This is a genomic window from Alkalicella caledoniensis (genome assembly GCF_014467015.1).
GTDB lineage: Bacteria > Bacillota > Proteinivoracia > Proteinivoracales > Proteinivoracaceae > Alkalicella > Alkalicella caledoniensis.
Genome location: NZ_CP058559.1, coordinates 2,483,201 through 2,504,312, shown reverse-complemented (window position 1 = coordinate 2,504,312; position 21,112 = coordinate 2,483,201). Strand labels below are relative to the sequence as shown.

The 21,112-nt window shown below is 36.2% G+C and carries 16 protein-coding genes; 2 read left to right on the top strand and 14 right to left on the bottom strand.

The window, feature by feature from the left end; all coding sequences use genetic code 11:
- The first annotated feature begins 52 nt into the window (after positions 1–52).
- Positions 53–1,081: a YeiH family protein gene (locus HYG86_RS12325; protein ID WP_213165861.1), complete on the top strand. Its 1,029-nt coding sequence runs from the start codon at positions 53–55 to the stop codon at positions 1,079–1,081.
- A gap of 466 nt (positions 1,082–1,547) precedes the next feature.
- On the opposite strand, the gene HYG86_RS12320 is transcribed toward HYG86_RS12325, so the two are convergent.
- From HYG86_RS12320 to lplA, 10 genes are all read right to left on the bottom strand, one after another.
- On the bottom strand, positions 1,548–2,156 hold the full coding sequence (locus HYG86_RS12320) for a DNA-3-methyladenine glycosylase family protein (protein ID WP_213165860.1): 609 nt from the start codon (positions 2,154–2,156) through the stop codon (positions 1,548–1,550).
- Between the two features lies 1 nt (position 2,157).
- Positions 2,158–2,856 carry a phosphatase PAP2 family protein gene (locus tag HYG86_RS12315; RefSeq protein WP_213165859.1) on the bottom strand — a complete coding sequence of 233 codons (699 nt, stop codon included), beginning with the start codon at positions 2,854–2,856 and terminating at the stop codon, positions 2,158–2,160.
- A 227-nt stretch (positions 2,857–3,083) separates the two neighbouring features.
- Positions 3,084–3,884 carry an ABC transporter permease subunit gene (locus HYG86_RS12310; protein ID WP_213165858.1) on the bottom strand — a complete coding sequence of 267 codons (801 nt, stop codon included), beginning with the start codon at positions 3,882–3,884 and terminating at the stop codon, positions 3,084–3,086.
- Between the two features lie 4 nt (positions 3,885–3,888).
- On the bottom strand, positions 3,889–4,773 hold the full coding sequence (locus HYG86_RS12305) for an ABC transporter ATP-binding protein (RefSeq protein WP_213165857.1): 885 nt from the start codon (positions 4,771–4,773) through the stop codon (positions 3,889–3,891).
- Between the two features lie 17 nt (positions 4,774–4,790).
- Entirely contained in the window at positions 4,791–5,408 is a 618-nt protein-coding gene (locus HYG86_RS12300; RefSeq protein WP_213165856.1) for a TetR/AcrR family transcriptional regulator, read from the bottom strand.
- Positions 5,409–5,499: 91 nt separating this feature from the next.
- Positions 5,500–7,866 carry a trans-4-hydroxy-L-proline dehydratase gene (gene hypD, locus HYG86_RS12295; protein WP_213165855.1) on the bottom strand — a complete coding sequence of 789 codons (2,367 nt, stop codon included), beginning with the start codon at positions 7,864–7,866 and terminating at the stop codon, positions 5,500–5,502.
- A gap of 5 nt (positions 7,867–7,871) precedes the next feature.
- Positions 7,872–8,684, bottom strand: a complete 813-nt coding sequence (locus tag HYG86_RS12290; RefSeq protein WP_213165854.1) for a glycyl-radical enzyme activating protein — start codon at positions 8,682–8,684, stop codon at positions 7,872–7,874.
- 116 nt (positions 8,685–8,800) lie between these two features.
- Complete coding sequence (locus tag HYG86_RS12285; protein WP_213165853.1) at positions 8,801–10,006, bottom strand: alanyl-tRNA editing protein; 1,206 nt, start codon at positions 10,004–10,006, stop codon at positions 8,801–8,803.
- Between the two features lie 125 nt (positions 10,007–10,131).
- Complete coding sequence (locus tag HYG86_RS12280) at positions 10,132–12,696, bottom strand: EAL domain-containing protein (protein WP_213165852.1); 2,565 nt, start codon at positions 12,694–12,696, stop codon at positions 10,132–10,134.
- Positions 12,697–12,833: 137 nt separating this feature from the next.
- Positions 12,834–13,835: a lipoate--protein ligase gene (lplA, locus tag HYG86_RS12275; RefSeq protein ID WP_213165851.1), complete on the bottom strand. Its 1,002-nt coding sequence runs from the start codon at positions 13,833–13,835 to the stop codon at positions 12,834–12,836.
- A 266-nt stretch (positions 13,836–14,101) separates the two neighbouring features.
- Here lplA and HYG86_RS12270 point away from each other — a divergent pair, with 266 nt between their 5' ends.
- On the top strand, positions 14,102–15,166 hold the full coding sequence (locus HYG86_RS12270; RefSeq protein WP_213165850.1) for a M24 family metallopeptidase: 1,065 nt from the start codon (positions 14,102–14,104) through the stop codon (positions 15,164–15,166).
- 128 nt (positions 15,167–15,294) lie between these two features.
- Here HYG86_RS12270 and HYG86_RS12265 read toward each other — a convergent pair whose 3' ends face one another.
- From HYG86_RS12265 to HYG86_RS12250, 4 genes are all read right to left on the bottom strand, one after another.
- On the bottom strand, positions 15,295–16,533 hold the full coding sequence (locus tag HYG86_RS12265; RefSeq protein ID WP_213165849.1) for a hypothetical protein: 1,239 nt from the start codon (positions 16,531–16,533) through the stop codon (positions 15,295–15,297).
- Positions 16,534–16,550: 17 nt separating this feature from the next.
- Positions 16,551–16,985, bottom strand: a complete 435-nt coding sequence (locus tag HYG86_RS12260; protein ID WP_213165848.1) for a hypothetical protein — start codon at positions 16,983–16,985, stop codon at positions 16,551–16,553.
- Positions 16,986–16,988: 3 nt separating this feature from the next.
- Positions 16,989–19,073, bottom strand: a complete 2,085-nt coding sequence (locus HYG86_RS12255; protein WP_213165847.1) for an efflux RND transporter permease subunit — start codon at positions 19,071–19,073, stop codon at positions 16,989–16,991.
- A 210-nt stretch (positions 19,074–19,283) separates the two neighbouring features.
- Positions 19,284–21,056 carry an ABC transporter ATP-binding protein gene (locus HYG86_RS12250; RefSeq protein ID WP_246451770.1) on the bottom strand — a complete coding sequence of 591 codons (1,773 nt, stop codon included), beginning with the start codon at positions 21,054–21,056 and terminating at the stop codon, positions 19,284–19,286.
- Positions 21,057–21,112: the final 56 nt, after the last annotated feature.

Genomic DNA, 21,112 nt, shown 5'->3' with positions numbered 1-21,112 from the left:
TATTCTGCCCAAGTGATAAAATCAAAGATGACTAACTTAGGGAGTTGATTCAATGTCTAATATTAGAGGTATTATAGGTGGAGTAGCCTTCACTTTATTTTTGGCTGCATTTTCCGTTATCATAACTAATCTTATGCCTTGGCACATAATTGGAGCAGGAGTTTTGTCTCTGCTTTTAGGTATGCTCTTAAGTCCAATTACCCAAAGGTACAAGTTTTTACAAAGTGGTTTTGGATTTACATCAAAAAAAATATTACGATTAGCTATAATACTAATGGGGATTTCACTGAGCTTCACTCAGGTTTTAGAGGTAGGTAAGTTCTCTCTCATTGTTATGGTTTTTACACTGATTACTGCATACGGTGGCGGTTACTTATTTGGAAAGCTATTAAAAATGGATTGGAAACTATCTGGTCTTATATCTACTGGAACTGGTATATGTGGGGGTTCTGCCATTGCAGCAGTTGCACCAGTTATAAATGCTAAAGACAGTGATATTGCCTATGCCATATCGGCAACCTTTATATTTGATATACTAATGGTTGTTCTTTTTCCACTTATGGGAGTTTATTTTAACATGACTGATTTAGGATTTGGGCTTTGGACTGGGACTGCTGTGAATGATACTTCATCGGTGGTTGCAGCAGGCTATGCTTTTTCTAATGCAGCAGGAAACTTTGCTGTGATAGTTAAACTTACTAGGACTTTGGCTATTGTCCCAGTAGTTTTGGCTTTTTCATTTATTAATGAGCGTTTAAACAGCAAAGACAAAAAAATAAATGAAGCGTCCCTTTCAAAGAAAACAAAAGTAAACATTCAAAAGATCTTTCCTTGGTTTATTTTAATGTTTTTAGGATTAGTGGCAGTAAAAAGCACAGGGCTAATCCCAGATCCCCTTAGTTCATCTGTATCAGATATAAGCAGATTCCTAATGGTTATGTCATTAGGGGCCATAGGTCTTAGAACAGATTTTAGTAAGCTTAAAAAATCAGGTTTTGCACCACTTTTACACGGTTTTATAATTTCTACTCTGGTGGTTGTAGTGTCGTTTTTGGTGCAAACCCTTCTGGGTCAAATATAGGTGCAAATTGTGCCAAGTCAAAAAATGTTCTTTATAATAATTAAAGCACCTGCTTAAGCAAGCAGGTGCTTTAAGCTTGTAGACAAACCTCAGACAAAGTCATGACCCTAGATGTGCATATTAAAAAGCAGTACAATTAATTCGAGGCGACTGGTAGGGGGTCCCCTTGTGGGGCCCTGACAATCAAAACCATCTAGACCTTTTTGAAAGTCAGGGTGGTACAAGACCACCCCCTACAACCATGGACGGTGAATTGGAGCGGTTCCCTTCTGGAGTTTAGATAGAAGCCTTAAGTCTCGACGCAGAATTTTGTACCAAAAACCATAGAGTGATTTTCTCTATGGTTTTTGGGGTTGTAGGGGTTCACCCCTGCCGTTTTAAGGAGGGTGATATTCGAAGGGAACCTCGGGTTCCATATAGAGGAGCTTTAGCGACGCTTTAATATGCGACATTACTAAAAGCCATACTATTGGGCTGATATTGCCCACAAATAAAGTGAAGCCACTGATCCCCAGGGAGAATATCTTTTTTTATATCTTACAAACTTATCCTTTGATAGTTCTTTTAGACCGTATAGTTTCATTATACCCCTACGAATGGCGAGGTCCTTATAGCTTACTACATCGGGTCTTTGCAGTGAAAAAATAAGGAGCATTTCTGCTGTCCATTCTCCCACACCATTTAGGGAAGATAACTTTCTTATTATCTCATTATTTTCTAGCATATGTAATTTGTCGAATTCAACTGCACCATTAATTGCAGCGTCCGCAATACCTTTTATATATCCTGCTTTACGCAATGACATTCCACATTTTTGTATTTGGTCAAGTTCTAATTTTGATATCTCCTCAGGTGTCAATTTCCCAGCTATTGCTAACAATCTTGAATTAACAGTTTCTGCTGCCTTTGTTGAAATCTGTTGTCCCACTATACTTTCAATAAGGGAGGCAAATACATCTGGGTTTATCTTTCTTTTAATCAGTCCTATGCGTTCAATGGCTAGCCCTAGTTTTTTATCTTTTTTCTTCAAGTATTCTATCTCTTTATCACTGTATATAAAATATTGTTCATTCAATTTAACCTATGCTCCCCTCTAGCTTATTTCGTGCACCTTCAGGCAATATATTCCTAATAAAATTCATCAGTGGCTCATTTATTGCTATACAGAAGAAAAGCCAAGCTAAGGCAACTAGATAACCACCTACTATATCAGAGGCAAAATGTCTATGGAGGAGAATTTGTCCTATCCCTACAACAGTGATAATAAACACTAAACCTGAAATCAACCATTTTCTTAAGTTACCTTTTTCCATTTCCCAGTAAATTGTATAAATTACTACTCCAAATAACAACAATGCTTTCAGAGCATGGCCACTGGGAAAACTATATGATACTCTATCTGTGAACAGACCCCAAATATTCATGTGAGCTATTTCCCCCGGACGGTCGCGGGCAATTGTTGTTTTCATAATATATGTGATAATAACTCCCCCTCCCATGCTGGTAATGAGTAAAAAGCCATACTTATATAGCTTTTTATATACTAAATAGCCAAGTGCTATCACAGTTAAAATAAAGCTAGTTTTAGTGTCTGCGAGAAAAGTAAATCCCCTAATTATTGGACTTAACTCCTCTTTCCACCAAGTAGCAATCAGGCTATGTACCTTGTCATCTATGGTGGTTAAGTCTTTTATTATAATAATATATATTAAGGCCACTGTTAGCAAAGTAAAAGTTAGTGCTGCTAATAGGAGTCTTTTCTCCCTATTTTTCATTATTCATACCCCCTACAAAAGTGTTAAGTAATACATATCTATAACACCCTCTACTTAACTTTTTTTATTATGTAGATCTTAATTAATATCCGGAACTATATATCAATCCTATAATATATAACACCTTGTGTCAAAAACATAAGAAGAATCAACTCAAAAATCAATACCGTACCACTGGGTTCGATATTGATTTCATTTTGATTATTTAGTTGATAGTGGGTTCCTTCTTATAATGGCAAATTCCTGCGATTGAACATTACTATCCCACTTAGATAGGTAGCTGCTGCAATGGCTAACAAGGATAATAAGGCTACTACAGTAAACGAACTTCCTTCAAGTATTTGCCCTGGGTTTAACAAAGTAAAAATTGTAAAATATCTTAAAAATGACATTTGTTCACCAGCATTTGCCAGTAGGTTGATTACGAAAAAAGCCACTGGGACACCAGCTCCAAAGCTTAAAGAATACTTGGTGTCATCAAATATACAAGAGAAGAAAAAGCTTATTCCACTTATGGCATAGAACAAAAAGAGTGTTACAATATTCAAGAGTATAAATCCACCAATTTCTAGTTGGCCGGGAAACATTGCTTGACTTATCCCTATTCCTGCCACAATAAGAAAAACAAAAATTGTTGTAATACTGGCTATAAAAAATAGAGCTTGAGTCCTGACTATCTTAAGTCTAGAGTTTGGTGTTGATAGTAGATATGCCATGGAGCCACTGTCTACATGTTTTGCTATAAGTCTATTTCCAACAATAATTATAAAAATCAAGGGAAACATTATGGCGATAAAGTTATAATATGCACTCCCAAGGTAAGTAGTTAGTGTAGTTCCTAGATCATTAAAACCCAAAGCAGCCACCATTTCTTTAGGCAATGATTCCATCATAGCTACTAAACCTTCTATCCCTTCAGGGTCAAACATGGAAACCATAATAGAAAAATACATAAACATAACAGCTATAATGATTAAACCTACACCCCAGTTTGATTTAAAGGTAGCTTTAAATAAAGTATTATTCATGTTATTACTCCCCCTTTCCATAGTACTTCATAAATACTTGTTCAAGACTTTGATTTAATATATCAATACTCAACACCTTGCACCTAGATAAGTTAGTAGTAAAGTTTTGATAGTCAGTACTCACTACAATCTCAATTTGTTTGCCGGAGACTTTGGAAATTTCTAAACCACTTGACTTTAATAGTTCAATATCTTCGTTCTTATCCACTGTAATCACAAAAACCTTCCTCAGGTCTGCTTTGATGGAATGAACATCCTCCACAGCCACTAGTATCCCATCCCTAATTACACCTACTCTATCTGACGTACGCTCAATCTCCTCAAAAATATGCGATGACATCATAACAGTTTTACCACGGCTTTTTTCCTCATTGATAAGGTCTATGAAATTTTTCTGCATTAATGGGTCAAGGCCACTGGTAGGCTCATCTAAAATATAAACCTTGGGATCATGCATAAATGCAGCTATGATACCAACCTTTTGCTTCATACCTTTGGACATTCTTCGGATTTTACGGCTGGCATCTAGTTCAAATCTCTCCATCAATTGGTTCATTCTTGTTTTATCTTTGGTTTGTCGCATATGGTTCATGAACTGTAAGAAATCTGTTCCTGTCATATTATCAAAAAATGCTATTTCCCCTGGTAAGTAACCAACTGATTTTTGTATCTCTTCGGCCTGAGTTCTACAGTCTAAGCCCAATATGGTTGTACTGCCCTTGTCAGCATTGGTAAAACCCATAAGCTGGCGTATAGTTGTTGTTTTCCCAGCTCCGTTTGGTCCTAAATAACCAAAAACTTCTCCTTCTTTAACTTCAAAATTTAGGTCAAAAATTCCTTTTCCATTCTTGTAGGTCTTAGTTAAATTTTCTACCTTGATGATTGACATAAAAACACCCCCACTTTTTATTTGTATAAGCTTTCCCTTAAAATATTTAAATAACTATCAAGTTCTGTAAATAACTCTTCATTTAATACATCCTCAACCATTTTCTCCTTATAAATCACCATGGATTTGTTTGAAAAACCTTCAATTGTCCACATAATCACATCCATTGCTTGCTGTATATCAATCCCTTCCTTAAACTTGGAGTAATCAATGCCACTGAACATTTTTGAGTAAGCCAATTCAGTAAATTTCTCTATCCTTTCCTTTGTTTCCTTTTGAATATCCTCTTCATCCCTTTCACTGGCTGTAATTATAAAGTTAAATAGGTCAGGACTTTGTTTTGCAAGTTTGATTTTTATCAGAGTGTTCTCCCTAAGCCTTGTTAAAATATCTTCATCCATATTAATTTCATCTAGGAAATTAACGCATATTTCCATTGAATAATCAAGTATGAAATCAAACAGACCCTTCTTTGTGCCAAAATAATGAAAAAGTAGTCCCTTAGAAATACCAGCTTGTTTTATTATATTATCTGTTTTAGCACCCTTAAATCCATGGGTGGCGAACTCTTTCATCGCTGCATTTATTATCCGTATTCTCTTCTCTTCATCAAGGTTCATGAATCTTGAGTACATTTTTCCACCTCATTTCATTGGATTGACTAGCTGAGTCAATTTAATAATACTACTATTGACTCACTCAGTCAATAGTAGTATTAATTTTTTTTTAAAATCCCTGTTCAGTTCTTTCTATTATCTCATCTTGTAATGTCTTATCTAGATTTGCAAAAAAGTCACTATAACCTGCCACCCTTACTATTAGGTTTCTGTGGTCTTCTGGTTTTCGCTGTGCCTGTATTAGTGTATTTTTGTCAATAACGTTAAACTGAATATGATGCCCATCTAGTGTGAAGTAAGTTCGCACCAAGTGAACTAAATTCTCTAAGCCTCCATCACCCGAAACAACATCTGGTATAAATTTTTGATTTAATAATGTTCCTCCCGTAAGAACATGATCCATTTTTGAAGCTGATTTGATAACAGCGGTTGGTCCATTTTTATCTGCACCCTTTGAAGGACTTATACCATCTGCTAGAGGTGTGCAAGCTTTTCTGCCATCTGGGGTAGCTCCAAGGACGGAACCAAAGTAGACATGGCATGTGGTGGGAAGCATGTTTATTCTGTGAACCCCTCCTTTAACATTGGGGCGCCCTGTAACTTCCTTATGGTAGGTTTCAAAAACCGATTTCATAATCTCATCTGCATAATCATCATCATTTCCATACTTAGGAGTATGATTTTTGACTATATTTTCAATGTATCTAAATTGTTCCCCTTCAAAGTTATCTTTCAACGCTTCCACTAGTTCTGTCATGGTAAATTTCCTGTTATCAAATACATTGTACTTGATAGAAGATAACATGTCTGTAATATTACCAATACCTACTCCTTGTATATAGGATGTATTATATCTCGCACCACCAGAATTGTAATCCTTGCCCTTAGAAATGCAGTCGTCTATTATAACCGATAAAAAAGGAACAGGCATCTTTGTAGCATATAATCTTTCTATTATATTATTACCCTTGACCTTGATATCAATGAAATGGTTCAGTTGTTTCTCATATGCCTGAAATAATTCCTCGTATGAATTAAACTTGTCTATCTCACCTGTTTGGATGCCCAACAACTCATCTGTGATGGGATCTTTCCCGTTGTTTAGTGTAATCTCTAAAACCTTTGGCAGGTTAAAGTATCCCGTTAGAATAAATGCTTCTTTTCCAAATGCCCCTGTTTCCACACAGCCACTATTTCCGCCTTCCCGTGCATCAACTAACGATTTCCCTTGTACTAGCATCTCTTGAATAACAATATCAGTGTTAAAAAAAGAAGGCTGCCCCCACCCTTTTCTGGAAATCTCCAATGCCCTTTTTAGAAATCTCTTTGGGGTCTTTTTACTTATTTGCACATTAGAACTTGGTTGCAAGAGTTTCATTTCATCAATAACATCTAGTATTAAGTAGCTCACTTCATTTACTCCATCTGAGCCATCTGCTCTCAGTCCACCACTGTTTATGTTTGCAAAATCTGTATAAGTTCCGCTTTCTTTCAGTGTTACCCCCACTTTTGGAGGTGCTGGCTGATTGTTAAATTTTATCCAAAAACACTGCAGTAGTTCCTTGGCCGTTTCTCTGGTCAATGTACCATCTATTATTTCTCTTTGGTAAAAAGGGTTAAGGTGTTGGTCCAGCCTCCCCGGGCTAAAGGAATCCCAAGGATTTAGCTCAGATACAACACAAAGGTGAACAAACCAATACATTTGAAGGGCTTCATGGAAAGTTTCAGGTGCATTTAGGGGCACATTGCTACAAGTTTTTGCTATGATTAGTAGTTCTGATTTACGTGTTTCATCTGTTTCATCCACTGCCATTTCCTCTGCTAACTCTACATAGCGATTAGCTAAGATTATAATTGCATCACAGGCTATATCCATAGCTTTAAGTTGTTCACGCTTATCAAGGGCCTCAGGGTCATTTAAAAAGTCCAAGGCTGATATTTCTCTCTTTATATCCTCTTTAAAGTCCTTAAATCCCCTTTTATAAATTTTACCATCGGCAACCGTATGGCCAGGTCCCCTTTGTTCCATGAACTCTGTGAATATACCTGCCTTATAACATTTTTTCCACTGTTCATCCATATTCGTTAATATATAATGTCTCATGGATCTTTTTTCCCAATAGGGGATTATTTGTTCCTTCTGAACCTGCTTATCCACTTCCGAAACCTTGAAGAATATTTTTTCTCTTTTATCCATTATATCCAGGTCTTCCATAGTGTGGCAGCAAAGCTCAGGGTATGTTGGTGTAGCTGCTGGTGCCTGCCCCCTTTCACCAACAATTAGTTCACCTTCGTTTATACACAGCTCTTTGTTGCTCATTAGTTCTTTTAAAAACAGAGCCCTTAGTACAGGTACAGAGACTTTACCTTCGTATTTCTTGTATACTTCATCTAATATTTGAGCCCTTTCCATGGAGATACGTGGTATAGCATCTACACTTTGATTCCTTAGGATTCTCACTCTTTCTGACAGCATACTCATTACCCTCCTATCTTCACTTTAAATCCTGCTGATTTAAACATATTTTGGATACTCTCCATGACTATCTCCCTAGGTTTTTCATCTCCAGTGAGTTTATAGGTCATGTTCAACCTTTTGTATTTTTCCATCCCCATTTTATGATATGGTAGTATATCTATACCTACCAATTGAATGCCTTTTAAAAATGATATTGTCTTTTTAATATTACTTTCATTGTCATTGAAACCTTTTATTAAAGGGATCCTTACAATGATTTTTTTATTTAAGTTTGATAGTCTGTATAGGTTATCTAATATTATATTGTTGGATACCCCAGTAAATTTTAGATGCTGGAAGTTATCCATAATCTTGATATCATATAAAAATAAATCCACATAATCTACAATTGACTCAATGTTTTTCCAAGGAGTAAACCCGCTGGTATCAACAACTGTATGAATATCTGCACTTTTACATTCTACTAATAATTCCTTTAGAAACTCTGTCTGCATAAATGGCTCTCCACCGGAAAAAGTAACGCCCCCTCCTGATTCCTCAAAAAAAATTTGATCCTTTTTTATTTCCTTTAGAACATCTTCAGTAGTCAATCTTTTACCCGCTGACTCCCTAGCATTGTAGTTACACAAACTATCACAATTACCACAGTTTACACAGCGTTCTTGATAATACAACTCCTGTACAAAGGGTTGTATATTTTCAGGATTGTGACACCACCAACAACTCAAAGGACAGCCCTTTAAAAAAACAGTTGTTCTAATACCAGGACCGTCATGTATAGAAAACCGTTGTATATTAGATACAATTCCATCCACTTTCTCACCCCATTAAAGATTTACTTAACTTAATATTCTATATTTTTATTGAATATACCTTTTTCTTTTGCTACTTAAGTACATAAAAAGCAGCCCTTTAGGCTGCTTCAACTTAATCAATTATTCCCAACTAATATATCAAAAGCCTTCTGAATAGCTTCCTCAAGTCCATCAGTGTTTTTTGCTCCTCCTTGGGCTCTGAACTTATTTCCTCCCCCTGTTCCATTAATTGCAGGTAAGATGCTTTTAAGTAGTACATTCATATCCGCATCCACATCCTTAGAACACGTAAAAATAATCTGTGCTTTATCATCTTTGTTTGCAAAAAGTACAGCAACTCCTTTTTGTGAAGCGATACTACCTGCTAGAGATGTTAGGTCTGAAAAATCATTATGGGAAAATACTTCTGAAACTATTTTTGTGCCATTGTACTCCTTAGCTGTCAAATAATACTCTTTAGCTCTATGTTCATTTAGGGCTTGTTTTAATAGCTTATTATCCCTTGCAAGCTCTTTTGTTTCCTGTTGAAGTGACATAATCCCTTCTTTCAACTCTAAGTAAGACCTCGAAAGAATAGATGAACTATCCAACACAATACTGTTTTTCAATCTATAATCCCTAATAGCTCTACTTCCACACAAAAACTCTACCCTTACATTGCCTCTATTTTTCTCCAACTTTGTTATCTTAACAAGTCCAACTTCTCCTGTAAAATTTGGATGTGTACCTCCACATCCAGAATAATCAGTGGAGTCAACTTCAACTATTCTTATATCCTCATCTACTTTTGGAGGTTTTCTCATGGGGATTTTCTGCACTTCATCTTTATTAACTATATAGGTTTTTACCATTACATTCCTTTGGATAATTTCATTTGCTAAATCTTCCACTTTGTTAAGCTGATCATTTCCAATGGAACTTATGGCAATATCCACAGTCACATACTCATCACCGAGATGAAACCCTACTGTCTCACCATCAAGCACCTGCTCAAAAGCTCCAGACAAAATATGCTGACCTAAATGCTGTTGCATATGATCGAAACGCCTTACCCAATCAATGCTGCCTTTTATGTTGGTTGCTTCCACTTCCTCTTCTGTATAGTGGTATACAATGCCTTCTTCCTCTAATACCTTTACTACTTTTACATTGTCAATTGTCCCTTCATCCCAGGGCTGCCCACCCCCTTCTGGATAAAAAGCTGTTTGATCTAGCACAACATAATTCTGGTTATTTCGTATGCCTTGTTCTATAATCTTAGCTCCAAATTCCCTTATGTAACTATCTTGTAAGTATAGTTTTTTTGTAGCTATTTTAATCACTCCTCATGAAAGTATATTACCTTATTTCTATATGAAAATAGTATATCCTTTTGTAATACTTAAATTAATATTCCTAAAGAAAAAGAGGCACCTATTTAAATAAGGTGCCTTGTGAAATGGGGCTGTTATATATTCCTTTGGGATTTTTTTATGAACTCTATTACATCTTCACCTGTCATAGGTTTTGCATAATAGTACCCTTGAACTCTATCACAAAGGTTATTTGAAACAAAATTATATTGCTCTAAAAGTTCTACACCCTCAGCTACAATTTCAATCTGAATCAATTTACCCATATCAATAATTGCAGACAGGAAGCTTTCTTCATTAAAATTCATATTAATGTCATTTATGAAGCTTTTATCGATTTTTAATGTATTTATTGGCAGTAGCCTTAAGTAAGTAAGGGATGAGTACCCTGTACCAAAATCATCTAGGGCTATTTTAATGCCCCTCTCCCTCAATATATCTAGCTTTTCAATAACCATATCAAAGGAATCTAGCATTATTGATTCTGTAATTTCAAATTCAATACTATGGAAAGATACTTGATGTTTTTCTATGATTCTCAAAACTGTTTCCACGAAATCCACCTGTACTAACTGAGCAGGCGATATGTTTATAGATATACATAAATCGTTATAACCCATTTCATGTAAGGCTTTTATAAACTTACATGACTCTTCTAAAACAAAGTTGCCTATGGGAATTATCATTTGGGTCTCTTCAGCTATTGATATAAATTCCGCTGGAGAAACACTCCCTAATTCTTCATTTTTCCATCTTACCAGTGATTCTACACCCCAAACTTTATTTTCTTTAATATTATACTGTGGCTGAAAATTTAAATATAGTTCATTATTTTCTAGTGCGTCTCGTAAGTGTTGTTCTATCTTTTTTCGCCTATTTAAGTCCTCAAACATTTGCTCAGTGAAAATGGTTAATGTTCCTTTTGACACTGATTTTGATTTATACATAGCTATATCTGCCTTCTTAATCAACTCATCTGCATCTAGCCCATCTTTAGGATATGTTACCATCCCCATGCTAAAAGAGATATTTATACTGTTTCCCTTAATTATCAAAGGAGAATGGAAAAATTCCAATACCCCTTGGGCAAAATTTGCTACTTTCTCTGCATCTTCATTTGGAACCATGATTACAAATTCATCTCCACCTAATCTATAGACTTCAGCATCAGGCTTAACAATATTCTCGATCCTTTGTCCCACTTTTGTTATAACTTCATCTCCGAAAATATGCCCCATGGTGTCATTAACCAGTTTGAAGTTATCTATATCAAGCATAATTATATTGATTTCCTCAGCTGTATTTCCTTCCACAAGATTATTAAATGATCTGGAAAATCCTGCTCTGTTCGGCAGACCTGTTAAAAAGTCATGGTATGCCATATGTTTAAGTCTATCCTGGGCTGTAGCCAGCTCTTTATTAGTATATTCAAGTTCTACAAACTGAGCTTTTAATTCCTCATCAGAGGTAGCTAATTCTTCATAGAGCTTTAATTGCTCAGAATTAATATTCTCCAATGAGTTGCGCATATATATTAGCCTTTTTACATAGTAGGCGAGAATAGCAATAAAAACTACTAGCATAGCGCCAATAATTAAAACACTGATTACCAGTTCCTTATGTGTATCCAAAAGTGTTAATGGCTTGTTTATAATCTCAAACCCTTCAGGTATCTGAGCATTATCTAGGCTCATTTCTTTTAAAGCATAATAATCCACTATCTTACTATATGACTGTCCTACAACGAAAGGAATACTATCAATGTTCTCTCCGTTCCATATCACATCGTATGCTATATCAAATGCTTGCATGCCTTGGATGTTACCACTTAAAACACTTCCACCAATGGCTCCTGTTCCCAAATTAAAGTCATACAGTACAAAAATTGGAACATTCCCTACGTTTTCTACAAAGTATCGAGTATTGCTTTTAAATCCCAAAATAGATGTATCTGCATCAGTATAAAATACTGTAATTAAAACAGCACTGTTATCAGGGAGTTTATTTGCCTTGTTTATTACTTCTTCCAAATAAAGCTCATCAGTAGATATTATGTTAAGTTCCGGGTAAGCAGCTTTAATACTTAAAGCTGCTTGATTCCCCATAGTAACGCCACTTCTTGTCATATCATTTATTATGTATATATTCTCTAGCTGTGGGTATAGAGCCAAGGCCAGATCCATAGTATTTTCTATATCAAACTCTTCTGTGACTCCTGATATGTCCTTATGCCCAGATGTTAATTCTTTAGCACTTAACTCACTAACTCCTGCAAAAACAATGGGTGCATAAGTAAGTATCTCCCCCCTATTATCAATAGCAAATTCTAATGCAGCATCATCAAAAGTAATTATCATATCCCAAATAACATCCTGATATTTATAGCTAAACATCTGGTAAAGTAGGTTGAGATTCTCCTTAGTGGGATTATTTTTCCAGTCCATGTGTTCAATGAAAATATTCACTTCATCATACTTTTCATCAGATGCAGCCATAATGGCCTCATTAAAAGAGTCACTCCATGCAAGACCCCTATGGTACGAAGATATAACTAAAATATTTTTCACTTCTTTGGAACCATAAGCTTCAGAATTTGAAATTGTAACAACACATAAAAATATTGTAGTTAGTAAAAGGGTTATTGATTTTCTTATGCTCATAACGAACCCTCCTTAGGAAGACTAGCTTACTTCAAACCATGTCCTTAGCCTTATATTTCGACAAAATCCGCCTAATTCCTTTTAGATTTGCCAGAATTTTTGAGTTTATTTAAAAAAAGAAAGCGCCCGAAGGCGCTTTAGAAAGACTTTACTTTAATCCATTCTGATAGATCTGCTAAGATTTCAGCTTCTTTGTCCGATTTAGCTTCTATACTTACTATACTATCTACCATTGACCTTACGTCAAACTTAACATTTGTCAATTTCTTGGCTACTTCTTCTATTATGTCTGGCTCTAAAGAGTCCGAAAAAATCTTGGCTGATACTACGTTAGCATTTCTAAGCTGTAGACCTATTTCAACACCACCCCAGGGAAATCTGTTAGATAAAGTTAAATCAAACTTAGGGGTTTCACCATATCTCCATTCCCAAGATGAGTATTTTTCTTGGAATTTAGCCACTTCTTCAGTGTCTTTTAGTTGAATTCTCTCACCAGTACCACCATATTCCTCAACAAAACTTTCTAACAAGGCTTCCTTTAGGCTTTCTAGTGTTAATTCTGGTTGGATTTCTTTTAGATTAACAACCCTTGATTCAACAGATTTAATTCCCTTTGATTCAATTTTTTCTTTTGACACCTGCAAAAATCCAGCTAGTTTTGAAAAATCCACATCAACCATAATTGTTCCATGGTGATATGCTACTAGCTTTCTATAATAATAGGCATTTCCGGAAAATTTCTTTCCATGGACTAATATATCATTTCTACCGCTAAATTCTGCATGAATTCCTAGTTTCTTAAGGGCTTGGATTATAACATCTAGCTGCCTTTTTAGATCATAAATTTTCTTGTCCATTATAAAGGTAAAGTTTAAGTTACCTAAGTCATGGTAAACTGCACCTCCGCCGGATAATCTACGGGCCAGCTTACCATCTTGCTCTTCTAATTCTTTACACTTACACTCTCTCCAAGGATTTTGATTCCTTCCTATAACAACAGTGTTTTGGTTTTGCCATAGGTAAAGATAAACTTCTCCCTTTTGAACTTGGTTAAGTAGGTACTCTTCTAGGGCAAGATTGTACCATGGGTCATAGGATGTGGACATAAATGTTTTAGTTACAAGGATGTTATTAGACATATTTCCGCCTCCTTAGGTTTATGTATATTTAGGTATTGACATTATTATATAATTATTATCACTTAATTTTCTTGTATTTGCAAGGGGATTTCATATTGCTAAAAAAGAGGGAAAAACCTAATAGCAGAGAAATAAAGACATAATAATATATTAGAAGGGGGTTTGTTCATGTCCATTAATTCTTTAAAAATAATACCTATCAAGGAACAACAGAAAATTGTAGATGAATGGTTAGAGTATCGTCTTAAAATGTTCTACCAAAAATCATGAAAAGAACTGGGATAGACATGTGGGTTGTGCTGGCAAGGGAGTATAACGAAGACCCAGTATATAAAACTTTGATACCTTATTTACAAAGGACAGCTTCAAGGCTTTCTGGTTTAGTTTTTTATCTGGATTCTAGCGATGTCCTTGAGTGCCTAAGTATAAGTAGGCCTAGCCCGACCTTGGAAAAATTCTATAAAGGAATGTGGGATAGCAACACTGAATCTCAGTGGGAATCCTTAAACAGGATTATATCTGAAAGGAATCCAAAAAATATAGGTATCAACACCTCAAAGGACTATGCCCTTGCAGATGGTTTAAGTCAAGGGCTCTATGAGCTGCTACACCAAAATCTAAGTATCCACCAAAGTAAAATAGTCAGTGCTGAAAAACTATGTATAGGCTGGCTAGAAACCCGGAGCCAACTTGAGCTTAAAAAATACCATCCAATTTACAATATAGTCATTGATATAATCGAAGAAGCCTTTTCGAGCAGGGTGATTACCCCAAATAAAACTACAACCGATGAGGTGCAATGGTGGATAATGCAGAGGATAAATGACCTAGGCCTTGAAGCTTGGTTTACACCCACAGTAGACTTACAAAGAAAAGGTATAAAGGAAAATAGAATATCTAATACCACCATCACCCACGGTGATATATTGCACTGTGATGTTGGGATTAAGTATTTAGGGCTTAGCACAGATACCCAGAGGGTAGCCTATGTTCTACACCCTAATGAGACAGAAGTACCCAGGGGTATAAAGGCTGCTTTAAGTAACTGTAATGACTTCCAAGACATAGTGGCCGAAAACTTTGTTCCAAATCGAACTGGAAATGAAATATTCACCTCTTCAATGGAGGAAGCAAAAAAACTAGGTATGAAGGCAATGCTTTACACTCATCCCATAGGGTATCATGGACATGGCATAGGGCCAATAATTGGCCTTTGGGATAATCAAGGTGTAGTACCGGTAAGAGGGGATTACCCCCTTTATCATGATACCTGTTACGCTTTAGAGCTTAATGCTCAAAAGATGTACCAGAGTGGGATAATCAAGAGGTAACTATATTTTTAGAAGAGACGGTTGCTTTTACTATAGAAGGACTTAAATACTTACCCTCAAGACAAACAGAATTTTTGGTAGTTAACTAATAGCAATTAGCCCCCTATGGATCAATAGGGGGCTAATTGTTATTTTCGAAACAAATCCAAAAATCTACCTATGAAACCCTTTCCTCCACCACTTGTATCTATAGCTTCTTCCCCCTTGATTTGAGGTTCTATACTTGGGGTAGTTAACACGAACTGTACTGTATTAACTAATCCCCTTTCAGGAGCTACAAATGACACAGGTTCTGCGTCATTCTTATCTCCGAAAAAGTCGTTTATAAGCTGTCCTGCCTCATCAATTCCGCCCTTAACTTTTTCCTGCCCCTTTAGCAGGTTTCCAACATTTTGGGGAACATCTTTAAACCCCTTATCAATCTGTGCCAATCCATCATTTATGGGGCTAAATCCCCCTATAAAATCTTTATTCCCATCTAAAAGCAACTGAAAGCCTATATTCATTTGTTCAGTGGCAGCTGGTAACATTAAAAGCCCACTATGAAAAGAATCGTATTGCTCTGCTATCTCAGAAACCCCCCCCATGTAATTGCCTAGTCCTTGATTTAACATATTAAGACCATTATACAGTTCTTCTATTTGAGTTAATTGTTGGAGTACAATCTCTGCTAACATTCCCATGTGTGCTTGAATTGGGTTCGTACTATCAGAATATTTTGCAGCTAGTCTAAGGTATTGCATTGTCTCAGGACATGGCATATATTTGCCTATACCTTCTGCCACTTGTTCATATCCCTTCAAAAGTGGTTTTCCCTCTGATGCAACTTTACTTAATCCTTCATTGATTCCCTCGGAGCCTTTAACCAGCTCACTTATTGATGAGTCAAATTCAATAATTCCATTTTGGTAGTTAACCATTCCGTCTATTATATATTTACCATTAGAGTTCAGCAGGGTTACTCCCCTTGTCAAATCCCCAATACCTTGGGAGAAATCCACCATACCCTTTTGAAGATTATTAGTCCCCTGTATCATTTCATACATTCCGTTACTAAGACCATGAATACCTTGATTTATTTCCCCTTGATCTATACCTAATGCAAGTTCAAAATGTGACACAACTAAGTTAAAGCTATCCAGCTGAAATTTTTCGGATTCAAGCATGATTCTATATTCCCCAGTGTCGTGGGGCATAATGGTATAGCTTAAGGTGGCATTTTTACCTGTCACCACTATATTCGCTTCTTGGGCATCTATGATGCTAACCACCCTTTGATCCACGGGAAGCTGTATTTGCATCACGTAATTGTCAAGAAAATAACTGTGAGAATTGTCATTTGGCAAAACCCTTATGGATATTTCCACAACCCCTGAGGCTCCACCTAACTCTTTGACAGTAGCTTAGCTCCATTTAGTTTATAGCCTATATCTACTTGCCAAGGAAGCTCTTTAGATAACATCTTTCCTTTATAGTAAAACCCCTCTGGGTTCTTATTTAGTGTCCACTTTATTTCATCACCGTTGATAATTTCTTTAACAGTATTTGTCATGTTTTCCACATATTCATATTCTCCATAATCAATGTAAGTTCCATTTACAGGAACCCTAAAATAGTTAACAACATAGACAGATTCTACTGATCCGTAATTATCTAATATCCCATAAACTGTCTCATCCTTAGGGGTAAGTGGCAATACATTTTCTACAACAGTTTCATTAGCAAATACCTTTAATTGAGTGGGAGAAAAAAACAAACTTCCCACCACTAAAAGAATACTAAATGAAAGGGATAATACTTTCAAAACATTTGCCCTCATAAGCTAAATCTCCTCTCCATTTTCTATGTTATGTTTCCATCTGACAGTGGTCTTTACTATCAGAGGGTCAAATATTACTAACAATTGTGGCAATACAATAAAAACCATTGAACCACTTAGCAAGGCACCTCTACCTATTAGAAGCCCCATCTCAGAAACCTCTCCTACTGTCGAAATTATATATACACCCATACCCGCTACAAAAAGAATTAAAGCTGAAGTTATGATAGACCAACCTGAATTTTCCAAGGCTTGAATGGCAGCTTCTTTCTTTTCCATTATTCTTCTATTATCCATATATCTATTAGACAATAATATGGCGTAATCTATTGTTGCTCCTAGTTGAACTGCACTAACTATCATATAACCAACAAAGGATAGTGACCTATCCATGAAATAAGGTACTGACATGTTAATCCAAATAGCTGATTTTATCACTAGGACTAGTAAAATCGGTAAGGATAATGAACGAAATGCAATCATCATTATGAATGCAACAGCCACAACAGATATAATATCTACCATTGTAAAATCCTTATCTACTAAATCTTTTATTTCAGCAACACTGGCCGATGAACCTAATAAATAATAACCCTCACCGTAGTAATCATGGACCATTCCCTTCAAATCCTCCACTGCCAAGAAAGTTATTTCACTTTCAACTGGTACATCTAGTGCTAAAACCATTCTACTATAGCTTTGGGTTAAAAAATTATCAAGCACACCCCTAGGTATTACCTCCTTAGGTATATAAGGGTCTACTAGGGTTACAAGTGAATGTATTGAAGATATGTACTCTTTCTCCATTAAAGCTTTGACTAATTCATTTTCCTTCCCTCTATCACTTGGGGGTAATAAAAGTATCATTGGGTTATCTACACCAAATTTAGCCTCTATTTGTTGTTGGTGACTCCCTACTATGCTATCTTCATCCTCTATTACGGCGCTTTCCCCATAAACAAATGTATTTGAGCTTTGGGCAAAATACCCTGGTATAACAAGTAGTCCTACTATTACTAGACCAGGGACTCCTTTTTTTAGTATCCCATTTGCAATTATTCCTAGGGATGGCAAAAAGGAGCCGTGGTATGTGCGTTGAATAATTCTATCTGATAATATGGTAACACTGGGCAAAAGAAAAATAACACTGATTAGGCTAAGGATTATCCCTTTGCCTAAAACCAAGCTCATGTCTAGACCTATCCTATAGCGCATAAACATAAGGGCCACAAACCCAGCTACTGTTGTGAGGCAGCTAGCTGCCAAGGATGAAAATGATTTTGTAATAGCCTTTACCATGGCCTCCCTTAAATCTAACCCCTTCTCACGTTCCTCACTAAACCTATGCATTAAGAATAGGGAGTAGTCCATGGAAAGGGCCAGCTGCAACACCGATGCACTGGATAATGTTATGAAGGAGATCTCCCCAAATAAAAGGTTTGTTCCCATGTTAATTATTACAGATATACCTATGACAAATAGGTATATCACAGGCTCAAACCACGATCTCGTTGTTATCACTAGTATAAGAAGAAAAATTGGCACAACAAAAATGGTAATAAAAAAGACTTCCTCAAGAGTGCTTTCCCTCAGAGCTTTTGACCTAACAGCTGTGCCCCTTAGCAATGCCCTTTCCCCAACAACTTCTTTTAGTTCCTCTATAGCTTTTCCTGTTTGTAAGCTGTATTCATCTTCACTAAATTCCACTTGAAAAAGGGCTACCCTATCTTTGTAATAGTTTTCCGCCACTTTGCTCTGATGTATTTCCAGTGGCTGATATACATCCACTAAGTCATCAAGCCAAATAACACTCTTTACTCCTTCAACTTGTTCAATTTGCCCTTTAATCAATACAGCTTCTGAAACTGAGATATCCTCCACCATCACCTGTGCGTGGCTTGTTAGGGAGAACTCTTTCTGCATTATACCCATTGCCTCTCTAGTATTACTTCTTTCTGGTAAGTAAGCACTTAGGTCATAATTGATTCCTACTAAAGGTATTAAAAAAATACTTATAATTGAAATTATTAAAAAAATAAACATTATTATCTTTCTTTTTTCCACTAATATCTTTGCGAAGTACCTCATCTACTAATCCCTCCATAATAGCACAAATAAGAATAAGCCTTTTCTTAGAATAAACCCACATTCTTTTTATAACGTATATGCTCTAGTATCTGAAATTAGAAATATCTAATATAAAAAAATGAAATATAAATACGCAAATAACCCATTACCTTTGTGGGTAATGGGTTATTTGCGAGCTTTCTATGGAGTATTACCTTTCGGCGACTTTGTTTATGCTATCTCTTCTTCTAGTTTTGCTCCTTTTTCTTGGGCGATACACATGCGACGATACAGTCCTTCTTGTGCCATTAGTTGATCATGGTTCCCCCGCTGAACTATTTCTCCGTTTTCGAAAACTAGTATTTGGTCAGCTTTCCTAACTGTGGATAAACGATGGGCTATGGCAATGATTGTTCTTGTTCCAGCTAGGTCGTTAATTGCCTGTTGGATATGAGCTTCTGTTTCAACATCCACCGATGCTGTAGCTTCATCAAGTATTAACACAGGGGCCTTACATAAGATTGCCCTTGCAATAGATAACCTTTGCTTTTGTCCACCGGAGAGCTTTATACCCCTCTCTCCTATTTTAGTTTCATATTTATTTGGCATCTGCATAATATCATCATGAATCCTTGCTATACGAGCTGCCTCAATTATTTCATCCATCTCCACATGTTGACGGGGATAAGCTATATTTTCTGCTATAGTACCATTGAACAAAAATGTATCTTGTAGTACCATGGCAATTTGTGATCTTAAACTTTGCAATTTGATTGAACGAAGGTCATTACCATCTATTCTAATAGTTCCTTCTATTGGCTCATAGAATCTAGCAGCTAATTGAGTTGTAGTTGACTTACCTACACCTGTAGGCCCAACAAGGGCTATCATCTTTCCTGGTTCTGCTGTAAAGCTGACATTTTTTAATATAGGACTTTCCTCAATATAGTGAAAGCTTACATTATCAAACTCTATTTCACCTTTTACATCAGATAAATCCTTTGCACCAGGCTCATCAATTATATCATTGGGTGTATCTAGAATATCCAGTACCCTTTCAGCTCCTGCTAAAGCTTGTTGAGCCTGTTCTAAAAGGTTAGCTATACCGGAAATAGGTGCATAGAATAATGAAAGATATAACAAGAACCCTACAATATCAGATACGGATATCTGTCCTTGATATGCAAAATAACCACCGAAACCTACAACCATTATTGTACCTATGGACGTTATAAACTCAACACTAGGATGATAAACTGCACTAAGCTTTAGGGCTTTAAGCATACTACTGGTAAAGATGGATGCTTTTTTCTCTACCCTAGCAGTTTCTCTATCTTGTTGACCAAATGCTTGTATTTCCTTTATACCTGAAATGTTATCTTGCAATTGGGAGTTAAGGCCAGCTAAGGATTTTTGCATAACCCTAAAATTTGGGCGTACTTTAGTAGCAAAAATCCATGAACATATTAAAATAAATGGTATAGGTATAGCTGTTAACAGGGCAAGCCTAAAGTTTATTGATAGTAATATAACAGTAACTCCCACTAGAGTAACTACATTTGTCACTGTTTCTGGTATGATGTGAGCGTAAAGAAGCTCGAATGTAGCCGTATCATTAACTACACGGCTCATTAAATCACCGGTTTGCTTGTCATGGAAAAAGCTCATGGAAAAACCTTGAATTTTGTTATATACCTTCATACGCATATCTTCTACTAGTTGCCAAGCAGCTTTATGGGATAGGTAGCTAGCCATAAACCTAAAGGTTATTTTAAAGAGATAAAGGCCTAGTAAAATTAGGGTCAGTTTTCCAATATCCCCAAGTTGGTCTTGGGAGATTCCCTGCTCCACCATGGCAGTCATACTTGTTAACACCCTTGGGGCAGATAGGTTAACTGCCGTTAGGGCCAAAGTACTCAACATGGCAACTATTAGATGGAACTTATATTTTCTTGCTTCCAACCCCACACGCCATAAAATCTTAACAACAGATTTCTTTTTCAATTAGCATTTCCCCTTACGTTGAGAATTTTTAAGTATCGACAAATTATTTCGATTAC

Coding starts and splice junctions, on each gene's coding strand:
- HYG86_RS12325 (WP_213165861.1), top strand. CDS start 53: ATGTCTAATATTAGAGGTATTATAGGTGGAGTAGCCTTCACTTTATTT.
- HYG86_RS12315 (WP_213165859.1), bottom strand. CDS start 2,856: ATGAAAAATAGGGAGAAAAGACTCCTATTAGCAGCACTAACTTTTACT.
- HYG86_RS12310 (WP_213165858.1), bottom strand. CDS start 3,884: ATGAATAATACTTTATTTAAAGCTACCTTTAAATCAAACTGGGGTGTA.
- HYG86_RS12305 (WP_213165857.1), bottom strand. CDS start 4,773: ATGTCAATCATCAAGGTAGAAAATTTAACTAAGACCTACAAGAATGGA.
- HYG86_RS12300 (WP_213165856.1), bottom strand. CDS start 5,408: ATGTACTCAAGATTCATGAACCTTGATGAAGAGAAGAGAATACGGATA.
- hypD (WP_213165855.1), bottom strand. CDS start 7,866: ATGCTGTCAGAAAGAGTGAGAATCCTAAGGAATCAAAGTGTAGATGCT.
- HYG86_RS12280 (WP_213165852.1), bottom strand. CDS start 12,696: ATGAGCATAAGAAAATCAATAACCCTTTTACTAACTACAATATTTTTA.
- lplA (WP_213165851.1), bottom strand. CDS start 13,835: ATGTCTAATAACATCCTTGTAACTAAAACATTTATGTCCACATCCTAT.
- HYG86_RS12270 (WP_213165850.1), top strand. CDS start 14,102: ATGAAAAGAACTGGGATAGACATGTGGGTTGTGCTGGCAAGGGAGTAT.
- HYG86_RS12260 (WP_213165848.1), bottom strand. CDS start 16,985: ATGAGGGCAAATGTTTTGAAAGTATTATCCCTTTCATTTAGTATTCTT.
- HYG86_RS12255 (WP_213165847.1), bottom strand. CDS start 19,073: ATGAGGTACTTCGCAAAGATATTAGTGGAAAAAAGAAAGATAATAATG.